Consider the following 13,272-nt stretch of genomic DNA (forward strand, 5'->3'; position numbering starts at 1 on the left):
CGATCGGCGCATCCGAGATGGTGTTTGTCGTGGTCTGGCCGGGGGCCACGGGGAGCTTGTAGGTCATGTAGGGGGCCTGGGCGTTGTTGCCGTAACAACTGGGAGTGATCCCGGCGTCGTACATGCCCAGGACGTCGAAAGTATCCAGCTTGCCCTCCTGCACCGTAAAGCCGTCCGCCTCGAGGGCGCTCCTGAAAGAGTCGATATCACCCACTTTGGAGGCGTCCTGCCCTCCGGTCCCGCAGGAGACCATGGCCAGGCAGGTCGCGACGACAAACGTGAATAGGATCAACGGATAGAAAAACCTGGACCTTATGACCGACCCCCTCCTGTAAAACCCGGCTCGCTGTTCGCTCTCGCTACTCGTCTATGCGAGTTCCTTCTCGAGTGCGGAGTAGAATTCCTCCCGGGCGTGTTTCTCGTACCAGGGATGGTGCCCGCATTTCTGCAGCAGCACGAAGCGGAAGTCGTCCAGGACCTCCTCGAGGGGTTCCTTTATCCCCTGCCAGGGATGGGGATCGAAGTCGCCGTGGATAGCCACCACGGGACAGGTGATGCTCCCGCCCATCTCCAGCAGCCTGTTGTCCTTGCGCAACTCCTCCGCGTCCGCCCAGACCGCCTTGAATATATCATGCTGGAAGGCGATGGCGTCGTTCTGGTGGGGGAGGGGGTCGTAGCTGTCCGCCTGCTCGATGAGTTGGCCCAGCTCGGCGAAGAGGGCGTCTTTGTCCCCTACGGAGGGGTCGTTCAGGGCCAGCAGCAGCTCGTCCATGCGCGCCCTCTCCCGCGCCGACAGGCGGCTGAGGCGGTTGCGGTCGATCCGTCTCGCATAGGTGCTCGAGAACACCCCGCTGCTCACCAGGACGAGCTTCTTCACCTGGGAAGGGTATTCGGACGCGAAGATAAAGGAGAGGATGGCTCCCCAGGAGTAACCGATGAGGACGAAGGGTGCGGCCCCGTTGGCCGCCAACAGCTCCCCCAGCTCTTCGACCTGCCCCGCCAGGGTCGCCCGCGTCTGCAGGGGCTCGATGACACCGCGCAGCGCGGAGAGTTCCGTCGCCACCGGCGCCATCTCCCCGGGCGCGCCCGGGCCACCGTGCACCACGGCCACGCTGTATGGAGGTTCGCCGTATAAACGCGGATTATCCATCACCTGCTCCTGCATGGCCGGGCTCCCTATCGCGCACCCTGGACATGACCCAGTTCTGTCCCATAGTTTATCGGGCCGAAGTTCCAGGATATTGAACTCGATGGTTGGATAATAAAGCGGGGCGCGCCCGGCGCCCCGCTGATCGTACAGTGCGCGATACAGGCGCTTCGCTCAATATTGCGACGGCTCCTGCGAGATACCCAGCATCTCGCGGGCCTGTGCCGGCGTCGCGACCTCCCGGTTCATCTCCTTCGCTATTCGCGCGATCCTGGCCACCGCCTCCGCGTTATTGGTGAGCTTTTTACCGCGCGCGTAATACAGGTTGTCCTCCATGCCCACACGTACGTGGCCGCCGAGCATGATGCCCATAACGTTCATGGGGAGCTGGTAGTGCCCGACCCCGATAACGGAGAAGATGGACTGTGGCGGGAGTTCGTTCACCAGCGCGAGCAGGTTTGCCGGGGTGGGGAAGGAACTGGTCTGGAAGCCCATGACGAATTGTATGTCGTAGGGAGGGTCGATGAGTCCCTCCATGATCAGGTCCTGGATCACCCAGTACATGCCGGGGTGGTAGAGCTCCATCTCCGGCTTGACGCCCTTCTCCTTCATGGTGCGGGCGAAGGTCTCGACGTCGGTGTAGCTGCAGGGGAGGCAGCGGTCGAAGACCAGCGCCGGCCGCGGATGGGGGAGGGGTTCGGCGCGCTCGACCAGGGGGACCTTGAGCACGAACGGGCCCAGGTTGAGGGAGCACAGCTCCGGGTTGGCGTAGATGGAGGCCATGCGCTGCTCCATGGTCAGCTCGGGCCCCCCGCCGGTGGTGTTGTTGATGATGATGTCCGGGCACGCGGCGCGGATGAGGGCATTGACCTTGAGGTAGTCTTCGGGGTTGCTGGTGGTCATCCACTGCACCTCGGGGTTGCGGGCGTGCACGTGCACGATGCTGGCCCCGGCCTCATAGGCAGCCTTCGTCTGTTCCGCCTGTTCCTCGGGGGTCTCGGGGAGGTTCTCGTTCATCTCCTTGCCCTGCACGCCGCCGGTTATGGCAACCGAGATGATAAGCGGCGGCATCCCCTCCCTGACCTTCGCCATCCAAGCGTAGGGATCGCGGTAGTCCCAGATGTAACCTTCCATGCCTCCTCCTTTCCAGAGCCGAAGACGTGTGCGTCCAAGGCGCGTTTAACTCGATGGACTTCTTTTCGCCTCGTTTGAAAGAGCCGGTGACAGCCCGCTCCAACGAGTCCATTTTAGCAGGTAAGGGACGAGTATGGCGGATTTTCGCCTTACCGGCGGTCAGGGTGGACGGCATGTGTTCCGTCTCACAGCGCGGTGCCGTGCTGATGTCCTGGGATATATTGCCATGCATATCGCGCGCCCGCTGCCACGTGCGCTCGACCCGTTTATAATAATAATGGAGCAAGACCGGACAGACCGCAGGTGGCCGAGGAGAAGGAGCGCGCATGGAAGTACCACCGGTAGAGGAAGGCGCCGCATCGGACCAGGCGCCGGAACCGCCCGCGGGGCCCGCCCCGTTGCGGGAAAAGAAGAGCGGAAAGAAAAAGTTGATGCTGGGGATGGCCATCTCCCTGGTGGTGATGCTCCTCATCGCCGGCCTCATCGGCGGGCTCTACGCCTGGCGCTTTCTCGCTGCCGCCGATGACCTCGCCATAAACGACGTGGACGTAACACAGGTACCCGACGGCACCTACGAGGGATCGTACAGCGTCTTCCATGTCAAGGCGGCGGTGGCGGTGGACGTGGAGGGCGGCCGGATAACCTCTATCGCCTTCACCGACAGCGGCAGGATGGCGGAAGAGACGCAGCAGGAGATCCAGGAGGTCTTCGACGAGGTGATATCCTCCCAGACGCTGCAGGTGGACATCGCCAGCGGCGCGTCGGTGAGCAAGAAGGTGTCGCTGAAAGCCGTGGAGGAGGCCCTCGCCGGCGGCGAGTGAAGGAAAGAAAAAGGCCCCCGCGAGGGGGCCTTTGGCATGTTGCGGGTTACGCGCTGCGGCGGCGGATGGCGCCCAGAGCCAGCAGCAGCAGGCCCACGAGCACCAGGGCCGCCGCGGCCAGGATGAGCGGGACCTGGTTCATGCCGGTCTGGGGCAGCTCGCCGGCCTGGGTGGCGGCCGCCGGCGCCACCGGCGCCACCACTTCTCCCGCCACTTCCACCTGGCTGTTGAGGAAATCGACATCGCTCGCGTCCACGCCGGCGGCCAGGCTCACTTGCTGGGTGCCGCCGGAGGGGTCCAGGGCGTACCAACCCTGCTGCAGGACCTCGGCTACGGTATAAGTGCCCGGCTCCAGGGATGAGAAGGCATAGGTGCCGTCCGCGGCGGTGAAGCCGGAGGGCCTCACCTCCACGCCATCCTGGAGCAGCCGTATCTCCACGCCCTCGACGGGATAATACTCTCCCTCGTCGACCTCGCCGTTGCCGTTATCGTCCACCCATTCCCACTTGCACCCGGAGATGGAGGGGCGGCGGGCATTGACGAAGTCGATATCGCTCTGGTCGTAGTCGCACAACAGCTCGACGACGTGGCTGGCGTTCGCGGGCGCGACCGCGTACCAGTCCTCCGGCACCGTCTCGGTGACGGTGTAGATACCCGGCTTGAGGCGCTCGAAGATGTAAGCTCCGTCAGCGCCGGTGACGGTCTGCAGGGGCTCGGGGGAGCACGGGCAAGCGGAAGAGAGCAGGACGGTCACGCCCTCCAGCGGGTATTTCTCGCCGTCTTGGGCGACGCCGTCGCCGTTCCCGTCCTTCCATTCCCACTTCGTCCCCGAGATGGAGAGGGAGCGGGCATTGAGGAAGTTGACGCAACCCCGCTTCTCGCCTGCGCGCAGTTCGACCGTCCACTCTCCGCTCGCGGGGTTGGTGGGATAGTAACCGGCGGGGGAGACCTCCCTGACCGTGTACGTCCCCGGCTCCAGGTCTCCGAAACAGTACGAGCCCTTATCGCAGGCCGCGTCGCTGCTGACGCAGGAAGCGACGAGTTCGCCCTCGCTCCACAGCTCGATCTCCACCCCCGCCATGGGGCAGTCGCTGAAGCTGTAGACGCCGTTGGCGTCTCCGTCCCTCCACTTGCGGCCGGAGATGGAGCCCGGCTCGGGCTCTGGTTCCGGTTCCTCATCGCACACGCCGTTGCCGAAGTCCACCGTCCGGTGCATGTGGTCCGGCTTCAGGCACACCGCCTCGTCAGGGTCGGTAGTATGGAAGTGCCCCTCGGGCACCGTGCTCTCTATGACCTCCACCTCGTAGCCGCCGGGCTCGAGGCCGGTGAAGGCATAGCTGCCGTCCTCCGCGGTCACCGCCTTCCAGGTCTTGCATCCGTCCTCCAGGCGGATGCCCACGCCGGCGATGCCCGGCTCGCCCTCGTCGCGGCGGTGGTTGCGGTTTGCGTCCAGGAACTTGCACCCGGAGATGGAACCTGGCTCGGGCTCCGGCTCCTCCTCTTCCTCGCGCACCCCGTTGCCGAAATCGACCGTACGGTGCATGTGGCCCGGCTTCAGGCACACCGCCTCGTCAGGGTCGGTGGTATGGAAGTGCCCCTCGGGCACCGTGCTCTCGATGACCTCGACCTCGTAGCTGCCGGGCTCGAGGCCGGTGAAGGCATAGCTGCCGTCCTCCGCGGTCACCGCTTTCCAGGTCTTGCACCCGTCCTCCAGGCGGATGCCCACGCCGGCGATGCCCGGCTCGCCCTCGTCGCGGCGGTGGTTGCGGTTTGCGTCCAGGAACTTGCACCCGGAGATGGAGCCGGGTTCCACCGGAGGTTCCCCGGGATCATCGTGGGTGGTGCCGGCGGGCTCAGGGACCTCGGAGGCGCCGTCCTTCTCGTCATTATCCGGCTTGCCCTTATCGGGTCCCTCCTGCCCGGCCGCTGGCTCCTCGCCGGGAGGTGTGACCGTGCCGGCGGGCTCTTCCGCGGGCGGAGCCGGGGCATCCCCCCCGTCCGGCTCCTCGACCTCGCCGTCGTCCGGCACGGTGCCCCCGCCTCCGCCTCCGTCAGAAGGCTCGTCTCCGAACAGCAAATCCTCGAGGAAGTCGATTATGTCCTGGGGCGTAAGCCCGGTATCGCCCTCATCGCCGCCGCCTCCGCCAGCCTGTCGGTAGCTCCCCTGGAACGCGAATCCGGGGGCCGTGAACAAGGCCGCCGTCAACAGGACGACCACACCCGCCAGCACACACCATTTCCTGAATCCCTGCAAGGGTATCACCTCCTCCGGCGCGGAGCGCCGTATACCGTGGTCAGATATGCATCATGCTGGTGATCCTGCGCGCGGCCCGGCATCCTCCTGCCCGCTTGCGCCGGGCTGTGCGTGGCAGCGGGACAATACCGGAGGGGTGATGATGGAGAGACGTAACGTCTCTATATCTACGCCTGGTGCTTCATGGCCACAACCGGCAAGCCTGCCCGCTTCCCAGCCTGCTCGTTCTCGCCCTTCGCTAAACCCCTTTCTTTTGTCGGCAAGTCTTTCGCTAACCTCAGTGTAACCCAGCTCCGGCCGATGTCAAACGGCGGCATTAACCGGTAAACAAAATGCCCGCGGTGGTCGCCATCGCGATCTTGCCAGGTGCCCGCGGGGCTCTACCTCTGAAATCGCGGCATAAAGCAGACCCGGCCGGCTTTTTCGCTTAGAATATTGCTGTGCGTGCCCGAAACGCTCGAGTCGAGGGAGGGATCGATGCATCCGTTGAAGCAACTCATGTACCCGGCTTCCATCGCCATCTACGGCGCCTCCAACAATCCCATGAAGATGGGGACCATCCAGCTCGCCAACATCCTGGAGACGGGATACAAGGGAGAGGTCTATCCCGTCCACCGCAGCGAGGATGTGGTCATGGGCGTCCCCGCCTACCGCAGCATCGCCGAGGTAGGCAAGCCAGTGGACCTGGTGCAACTGGTCCTCCCCACGGAAGCGGTGCCCGGGATACTGGAGGAGTGCGGCCGGGCGGGCGTGCGCAGGGCCATCATCATCTCCGGCGGTTTCAAGGAGGTCGCGGGGGAAGTGGGCAGGGAGCGGGAGCGCCAGCTCCTGGAGGTGGCATCGCGGTATGGCATCCGCTTCCTCGGCCCCAACTGCGTGGGCGTCATGAACAGCCTGTGTTCGCTGAACACCACCACCATCTTCGAGCCTCCCATGGGCGGGAGCATCGCCTTCGCCTCGCAGTCGGGGGCTTACACCGCCATGATCAACCCCTACCTGAGGGAGCAGGGCATCAGGATGTGCCAGACCCTGAGCGTGGGCAACGAGGCGGACATCGATCTCGCGGACTGTCTTGACTACCTGAGGGACGAGGACGCGGTCAAGGCAGTGGGCCTCTACATCGAGGCCATCCGTCGCCCCCGCGAGTTCATCGCCGCGGCGCGCGCCACGGCGCGGGTGAAGCCGGTGGTGGCCATCTACGTGGGCGGGACCGAGGCGGGATCGCGCTCATCCCGCTCCCACACCGGCGCCATCTCGGGGCCCGACGAACTCTACGACGGGCTCTTCCGACAGGCGGGAGTCCTGCGCGCGGACGACATCGACCACATGCTCGACCTGCTGTGGATGCTCTCCTCGCAGCCGCTGCCGGCGGGCAGGCGCATGGCGGTGATCACCAATTCAGGCGGCCCGGGCTCCTCCCTCGCGTATCATCTCGAGAGGGCGGGCTTGGTGGTGCCGCCCTTCTCCGGGGAGCTTCGCCGCAAGCTGGACGCGGTCACCGGCCCCCTTACCTACACCGGAAACCCCATCGACCTCACCTTCGAGACCAACATGTTCATCTTCCGGGACCTGCTGGAGCTGGTGTACGGGTCCGGCGAGGTAGACGGGGCCTTCATCTATGGCATCATGGGAGCGCCGGACTTCATGGTCAACATCAAGAAACGCTTCCCGCACCTGGAGGCCATGGAGGGACAGATGGACGAGACCTACCGGGCTTTCCTCGCCGAGCTGGCCGCGGTGCCGCAACAGCAGGGCAAACCGCTGGGGGTCATGACCTTCCTGGGAGCCCGCAGCGGCTCCATCCGGACCCTCATCGACAACGGGATAGCCGTCTACCCTTCGGGCTCACGTTGTGCCCGCGCCATGCGAGCCCTCGCGGACTACGCCTCTATTAGAGACGGACTCTCAAAATAATACCGGCCCCTGCAACCGCGACGCCGCGCTCATGCCTGATCAAGAACATGGACAGGCGGCCGCTGATTTGTCTGTATTGAACTATAGGGAAGTATACTCTGGAAAATATGGGAAAGGAGGTGAGGGAGATGAACGGCAATTTTAAACATGCGGCGATTCTGTTGATGTCTCTGGTGCTGCTGCTGGTGCTCGGGGCGGCGCTGCTGGCAGGATGCGGTGGAGGATCGGGAGATTTTACGAATGCGGTGCTATCGGAGTGGGAGAAGCTCGAGGACGGAGCGGACGAGCTTGTGCAGGCGGCGGACGAGGTCGACGGCGAGGCGGACCTCGCGAGTTTGTCCGGCCTGTTCTCGGAGAACCTGGACACCATCGCGGCCTTCGAGGATGCGCTGGACGGTCTGAAGGTGCCCGCCGGAGAGGAGGAGAGCACCGAGGCCCTCGAGGATTTCCTGTCCTCGTACGATGAGTACCTGGGCGCAACCGCGGATATCATAGACGAGGTCATGGGGGGAGCAATCGATCTCGAGGTGCCCGATTTCGAGGCCCTGGCGGACGACGCCCAGGGAGCACTCGATGACTATCAGGACAGCCAGGACTACAACCCGGCTCGGCTCGACAGTGGTGTATGGGACCTGGGCGATACGGTGTCGGCTGTGCTCTTCGCCCTCTATGGCGGGGAGGACCCCGATGACCCGAAGTTCAACCAGCCCCTGCAGGCGCTCGATGACTATTACATCTACTTCAACGAAGGCGACGGCGAGTCCATGTACCTGATGCTTGATTTCTCGTCGCCCATCATGGTCGAACTCAGCGAGGAATCCTTCCTGGTGCAGGTGGGAGAGGCCCATGATGCCGGGATCCAGGCGGTAGGGGACGTACAGGGGGTCGAGAGCCGCACGGACGAAGAGGGCGACTGGGTCACCGTGTACATGACCGTTGATTACACGGAGTACCAGGACATGGAGGGCAACACCGTGCCCGCTCATAGCGAGGATGTGATCGTGGAGCTGATCGAGTCCAGGGGAGAATGGTACATCTACGACGTGCACAGCGAAAGCGGCATCTGGTAGCGGCGTATCCGCTTTCCGGTGGAGCGTTGAGGGGCCCGCGCAGGCGGGCCCCTTCTATTTCATGCCGAAGAGAAAGCGGGTAGGCCGGGTCCGCCTCACCAGCAGGTCGTAGGCTGCCAGGGTGATGGCCAGCGAGGCGGTGGTGATCAGGAGGTACTTGGGGATGATGCCCCAGGTCCAGCTGTAGACGACGTAAGCGATGAGCACGATGACCGTCTGGTGCAGGATGTAGAACGGGTAGGACCCGCGGTTGGCGTAGTCCAGGAAGCCGTTGCGGAAACGCAGGTACCTGCGCCCCAGCCCCACCAGGGCGATCAACCACAGCCAGGTGGTCAGGGCATAGAGGGCGCCCAGGAAGGCCCCACCCAGAAGTGCTTTCTGGGAGTCGAAGCCAACCGTCGTATACATGGCGATGATCGCCGCCGAAAATGCCACCGCCGCTATCAGGGCGGGCTTGAGGTACTCGTCGATGACGCGGCCGAAGCGTTCGTCGCTGTAGAAGAGGAAGCCGATGAAGAACGGGTAGATGAGGAAGAGACGGTCGATGGTGTCGTCTTCGATATCCAGGGCCACGTAGAGGAAGATGGGCACGGCGAAGAGGAGGATGGCGCCCCGCCGCCGCAGGAAAGATTCCATGCGGTCCTTGAACTTGCTACCCTTGTCGCCCCGCAGGCGCAGGAACAGCGGCAGGCACACCATGGAGAACACGAAGAGGTAGATGATGAACCAGAGGTGGGCGGGCTCCAGGGTGAACGCGTTTATCTGGGCCGGCCCCACGCTGCCCGCGGTGACCTCGGTAAGGTACGGGGTGGTGAATATATAGCGGTAGTATTGCAGATAGTTCATGGTGTTGCCCGGCTGCTGCCGCAGCACGACATATACCTGGGGAGCGGCGATGACCAGCGTCCCGAAGACGAAGGGGACCAGCAGCCGCTTGGCGCGCTCCCCCGCGTACTGCCTGCCGCTCCGCTTGGCCAGGGCGAAGTACGAGGCCCCCCCGGCGATGAAGAAAAAGAGGGGCATGAACCAGATGTCCACGAACATCGTGAAGGCGTCGAATCCCTCGCTCAGCACGCCGTTCTTGACGTAGAAATCCCCGAAGTCGAAGGGACGGGCGCTGTGGAAGTAGATGAGCAGCAGCACGGCCAGCACGCGCAGCCAGTCGAGTTCATGCCTTCTATTATCTGCCTGGGAGCCCATACTCGCCACCACCCTCTCGGCCTGTCTCGTCGAACGGTCCAACCGGTTCATTCAACGCGCGGGTTTGGATTCCTCCGCGTCCGCAAGGAAAAGGGCCGTCCCGCATGGGGATACGGCCCTATGTTGCTATCGGCTGTGTGGAAATGGCCTATTCGGGGATCTCCATCTCCCCCATGAGCTCCTCGAAGGCTTCGTCCATGGATGCACCGGTCTCGGAGAGGGAGATCTTCCACGCCCCGCCTTCCTTGAGCAGGACCACCTCGAAATCGAGGCTGCCCTCGAATCCCGTGAGGGCGATGGAGGTAGCCACGCGGGCCTCGTCGCCGTTGATGGTGGCCTTGCCGACCTCATAGCTGTCGATGGCATCCGCGGAGCCCGCGACCAGCTCCTCCTTGTCGGTGACCTCGGCCTGGCTGTCCTCGCTGAGCAGTTCGTACACCGCATCGGCGTCTTCCGCCAGGGTGGCCGACATGAACTCCTCGACGACCTGCTCGGGTGAATCGTCCGCGCCGTTGCTGCCGCCACCACACCCGGCGAGTGCGGGGATGGAAACGGAAAGGGCCAGCGCCAGCAGTATGACCACGAGCTTCTTCATGTTCTTCCTCCTCCGTTGGTAGCCGTGTCGCATACGGTTCACGAGTATAGACCACCCGGCGGGGTCCCACAACCGTAGAACACCGCACCACTCCCATCCAAGTCCGTAAACCCTTTGCCCGTCCTGCCGGTTAGACCCCGGCCTCCATATTCCCGTATTCCCTGCGCTCCTGTCCGGGGCGATGAAACGGGATCTGTGGCGGGAGATGTTATAATGGCGCCAAAACTGGGCGAGCATCTCACGGTACAGGGGTTATCCTGAATCGGTACGGGTTGCTCCTCATCAGATCTGCCTAGCCGTTTGTTACTTGCCTGGTCGTTGCGGGTATTGTCTTCACATACAGGAAGCTCCTTGGAATCCGAAAGCCGTCAGATGGATGTGGCCGAGAAAAGGAGGGGCAGCATGAGTGACGATCGTCACCAGCGGGGTTGGGAAAAACTGTGTGAACTCGACGAGGCCAATGCCCGCACCCTGCAGGAAACCATGAGAAATGGGGAGCCGGAGCTGTTCGATTGGCTCGTAGGGTTCGTGTTCGGGGACGTCCTCTCCCGGCCGGTACTCGACCTGAAGATGCGGGAGCTGGCCACGGTTGCCGTGCTCACCGCCCTGGGTACGGCGCGCCCGCAGCTGAGGCTGCATATCAACGGGGCGTTGAACGCGGGCTGGACGCGCGAGGAAGTGCACGAGATCATCCTGCAGCAGGCGGTATATGCCGGCTTTCCGGCGGCGCTCAACGGCGTCGCCATCGCCCGCGAGGTCTTCGCGGACAGGGACGCCAAGGGCTTGAGCTGAGGCGTTGACCGAGGGCCATGGACCCGAGGCTTGACGTGGTTATGATGATATTTTGAGGGTTTTCCGGCTTCGATCGGGGGGAGAAAATGAGGATAGCGGTAGTCGGCTGCGGCTCCCTGGGGACGGTGGTGGGAGCCCTGCTCACCCGGGGCGGTCTCGACGTGGTGATGGTGGACGCGAAGGAAGAGGCGGTCGCGGCGCTGAACCGGGACGGCGCACGGATCGTGGGCAACCTGGAGGTCACGCAGCCGGTGAAGGCCGTGGCTCCCGAGGGCATGGAGGGCATCTACGACCTCGTCGTATACCTGGCCAAGTCCACCTACGACGAGGTGGCCCTTCCCCAGGTCCTCCCGCACCTGGGCGAGGAGAGCATGGTCCTCACCCTGCAGAACGGCGTCCCCGAGGAGAGGGTGGCTTCCTTCGTGGGCAGGGAGCGCGTCCTGGGCGGGGCGGTGATGTGGTCGGCGGAGATGATCGCCCCCGGGGTCTCCAGGATGACCTCCGACCCCGAGCAGATGGACTACGAGATAGGGGAGCTGGACGGCGGGGTGACCCCGCGGTTGCGGCAGGTGAAGGAGGTCATGGACCACGCGGGGAAGGCCACGATGATGGACAACCTCGCCGGGGTACGCTGGACCAAGCTGCTCTTCAACGTGGCCGCCTCCGGCATGTCGACCGCCCTGGGTGCCGTCGGCTCGCAGCTCATGGAGAGCGACAAGGCGACGGACGCCATCATCTATATCATGCTCGAGACCATCCTCACCGCCCGGGCACTGGGGGTGGACATGGCGCCCATGCGCGGGGTCGATCCCGGCATACTCATCGACATCAGCAGACAGGATATGGACAATACCAGGAACCTGCTGCGGGGCCTGGTCGGGGATTTCGCCGACGCCAAGGCCAGCATGCTCCAGGATCTGGAGAAGGGGCTGCGGTGCGAGGTGGAGAGCATCAACGGCTACCTCTCGGCCATGGCCGCTAAGGCGGGGGTTGCGGCCCCCGTCAATGGCCAGGTGACGCGGATCATCCGTGACATCCAGGACGGCAGGCTGAAGCTGGACTTCTCCAACCTCGACCTCATCGAACTGCCGCCGCTCAGCGATTACTTTCCGGAGGAGACATAAGCGCTGCCGCCTGACCGGGCGAGCGGGAGAGGCGCGCGGGAGAGGTTGACACGGGTATGGACGCGTGCAAGCATTTACACGCCCGCAAGCCGACAGTACCCATACGGGCACAAAAGGGGAGGTTGGGTATGAAGAAGATGCTCGTGGTCCTGGCGCTGCTGGTCCTTTGTCTGGTCAACACGGCTGCCCTGGCGGCGTGGGATGCCGCGGGACGGGCTGGGACCGTGGGCGCTGGTGCGGTAGCGGCGGACCTCGGCAGCTATGCGCCGGTCTTCAGCGAGAGCTACCTGAAGTCGCTTCCTCAGAGCGGCGGCCACTACACCTGCAGCAAGGCCAGCGACCCCTTCACTTACTTCGAGCAGGACTGGAAGGGCGTGGACCTCTACTACCTGCTGGTTCAGGAGGTGGGGATAGTGGAGGGGACGACTGGTTTCAAGGTGCAGGCTGCCGACGGCTACGGCGTGACCCTTACCTGGGAGGAGCTGCGGGGAAATGGTAATCCCCGCGGCCTGAAGACTCTCCTCGGCTATCTCCGGTCCGACCCCAGCGCGGACAATCCCAATGCCCCCGACGGCAGCGGAGCTCCATGGGTGGCGTCGGTGGAGCCCGCCATCGAACTCGACAGTTCCTTCGAGGGGCCTTTCCGCCTCATCATGCCGCAGGAGGTTGAGGGGCCGTACTCCGGAAACATCTCGTACACCAGCCCGCCAGGAAACGGCACCCCCAACTGGGACAGGGCGAACCGCCTGGTCAGGGCGATCGAGGTACTGCCGCTTCCCGCCGGGGTGACGGAGCTGACCAACCCCGAACTCGCCGCGCTGCCCGATGACGAGATAGTCGTCTACGGCAACGTCCACCCCAACCTTACCATCACCGCTTCCGCCGGCGCGGGCGGCTCCATCACGCCGTCCGGCGCCGTCATGGTCAATTACGAGGGCTCAAAGGCCTTCGCCATTGCCCCGGCGGAGGGTTACGAAGTGGCTGACGTCCTGGTGGACGGCGCCAGCGTGGGCGCGGTTACCGCCTGCGAGTTCACGGGCGTCACCGACGACCACACCATTCACGCCAGCTTCGTCCCCACGGCGGGCTACAGGTTCTTTTTCGCCGAGGGCTACACCGGGGCCGGCCTCTTCGACGAGTACCTCTGCCTCATGAACCCGGGGGACACTCCCACCACCGCCCACATAACCTACATGTTCCCGGACGGCACCACCCAGCCGC

At 64.1% G+C, this 13,272-nt stretch carries 12 protein-coding genes; 6 read left to right on the forward strand and 6 right to left on the reverse strand.

The window, feature by feature from the left end:
- The 3 genes from AB1384_12730 to AB1384_12740 form a co-directional block, all read right to left on the reverse strand.
- A partial coding sequence (locus AB1384_12730) for a hypothetical protein (protein ID MEW6555136.1) occupies positions 1–292 on the reverse strand: 292 nt, incomplete at its 3' end.
- Between the two features lie 75 nt (positions 293–367).
- Positions 368–1,165, reverse strand: coding sequence for an alpha/beta hydrolase (locus AB1384_12735; protein ID MEW6555137.1), 798 nt, complete (start codon positions 1,163–1,165; stop codon positions 368–370).
- A 156-nt stretch (positions 1,166–1,321) separates the two neighbouring features.
- On the reverse strand, positions 1,322–2,281 hold the full coding sequence (locus tag AB1384_12740; protein ID MEW6555138.1) for a 3-keto-5-aminohexanoate cleavage protein: 960 nt from the start codon (positions 2,279–2,281) through the stop codon (positions 1,322–1,324).
- A 326-nt stretch (positions 2,282–2,607) separates the two neighbouring features.
- Between AB1384_12740 and AB1384_12745 the strand changes: the two genes are divergently transcribed.
- On the forward strand, positions 2,608–3,102 hold the full coding sequence (locus AB1384_12745) for an FMN-binding protein (protein MEW6555139.1): 495 nt from the start codon (positions 2,608–2,610) through the stop codon (positions 3,100–3,102).
- Between the two features lie 46 nt (positions 3,103–3,148).
- Here AB1384_12745 and AB1384_12750 read toward each other — a convergent pair whose 3' ends face one another.
- Positions 3,149–5,356: an SdrD B-like domain-containing protein gene (locus AB1384_12750; GenBank protein MEW6555140.1), complete on the reverse strand. Its 2,208-nt coding sequence runs from the start codon at positions 5,354–5,356 to the stop codon at positions 3,149–3,151.
- 477 nt (positions 5,357–5,833) lie between these two features.
- Here AB1384_12750 and AB1384_12755 point away from each other — a divergent pair, with 477 nt between their 5' ends.
- Positions 5,834–7,270 carry a CoA-binding protein gene (locus tag AB1384_12755; protein MEW6555141.1) on the forward strand — a complete coding sequence of 479 codons (1,437 nt, stop codon included), beginning with the start codon at positions 5,834–5,836 and terminating at the stop codon, positions 7,268–7,270.
- Between the two features lie 128 nt (positions 7,271–7,398).
- The gene (locus tag AB1384_12760) at positions 7,399–8,340 is read left to right on the forward strand and encodes a hypothetical protein (GenBank protein ID MEW6555142.1); all 942 of its coding nucleotides are present in this window, start codon (positions 7,399–7,401) and stop codon (positions 8,338–8,340) included.
- 54 nt (positions 8,341–8,394) lie between these two features.
- Here AB1384_12760 and AB1384_12765 read toward each other — a convergent pair whose 3' ends face one another.
- Together AB1384_12765 and AB1384_12770 are read right to left on the reverse strand one after the other, a co-directional pair.
- Complete coding sequence (locus AB1384_12765) at positions 8,395–9,540, reverse strand: acyltransferase (protein ID MEW6555143.1); 1,146 nt, start codon at positions 9,538–9,540, stop codon at positions 8,395–8,397.
- Positions 9,541–9,688: 148 nt separating this feature from the next.
- On the reverse strand, positions 9,689–10,135 hold the full coding sequence (locus AB1384_12770) for a hypothetical protein (protein MEW6555144.1): 447 nt from the start codon (positions 10,133–10,135) through the stop codon (positions 9,689–9,691).
- A 402-nt stretch (positions 10,136–10,537) separates the two neighbouring features.
- Here AB1384_12770 and AB1384_12775 point away from each other — a divergent pair, with 402 nt between their 5' ends.
- The 3 genes from AB1384_12775 to AB1384_12785 all read left to right on the forward strand — a co-directional run.
- Complete coding sequence (locus tag AB1384_12775; GenBank protein ID MEW6555145.1) at positions 10,538–10,927, forward strand: carboxymuconolactone decarboxylase family protein; 390 nt, start codon at positions 10,538–10,540, stop codon at positions 10,925–10,927.
- Between the two features lie 86 nt (positions 10,928–11,013).
- On the forward strand, positions 11,014–12,051 hold the full coding sequence (locus AB1384_12780) for a ketopantoate reductase family protein (GenBank protein MEW6555146.1): 1,038 nt from the start codon (positions 11,014–11,016) through the stop codon (positions 12,049–12,051).
- A 128-nt stretch (positions 12,052–12,179) separates the two neighbouring features.
- Positions 12,180–13,272, forward strand: a 1,093-nt coding sequence (locus AB1384_12785; GenBank protein ID MEW6555147.1) for a hypothetical protein, incomplete at its 3' end; no start/stop codon positions are given.

The sequence above is a fragment of the Actinomycetota bacterium genome (genome assembly GCA_040757835.1).
Lineage (GTDB): Bacteria > Actinomycetota > Geothermincolia > Geothermincolales > RBG-13-55-18 > SURF-21.

Excerpts from the sequence above, each read along its gene's own strand:
- AB1384_12780 (MEW6555146.1), top strand. The coding sequence starts at position 11,014 with ATGAGGATAGCGGTAGTCGGCTGCGGCTCCCTGGGGACGGTGGTGGGA.
- AB1384_12770 (MEW6555144.1), bottom strand. The coding sequence starts at position 10,135 with ATGAAGAAGCTCGTGGTCATACTGCTGGCGCTGGCCCTTTCCGTTTCC.
- AB1384_12765 (MEW6555143.1), bottom strand. The coding sequence starts at position 9,540 with ATGGGCTCCCAGGCAGATAATAGAAGGCATGAACTCGACTGGCTGCGC.
- AB1384_12740 (MEW6555138.1), bottom strand. The coding sequence starts at position 2,281 with ATGGAAGGTTACATCTGGGACTACCGCGATCCCTACGCTTGGATGGCG.
- AB1384_12735 (MEW6555137.1), bottom strand. The coding sequence starts at position 1,165 with ATGCAGGAGCAGGTGATGGATAATCCGCGTTTATACGGCGAACCTCCA.
- AB1384_12755 (MEW6555141.1), top strand. The coding sequence starts at position 5,834 with ATGCATCCGTTGAAGCAACTCATGTACCCGGCTTCCATCGCCATCTAC.
- AB1384_12760 (MEW6555142.1), top strand. The coding sequence starts at position 7,399 with ATGAACGGCAATTTTAAACATGCGGCGATTCTGTTGATGTCTCTGGTG.
- AB1384_12745 (MEW6555139.1), top strand. The coding sequence starts at position 2,608 with ATGGAAGTACCACCGGTAGAGGAAGGCGCCGCATCGGACCAGGCGCCG.
- AB1384_12775 (MEW6555145.1), top strand. The coding sequence starts at position 10,538 with ATGAGTGACGATCGTCACCAGCGGGGTTGGGAAAAACTGTGTGAACTC.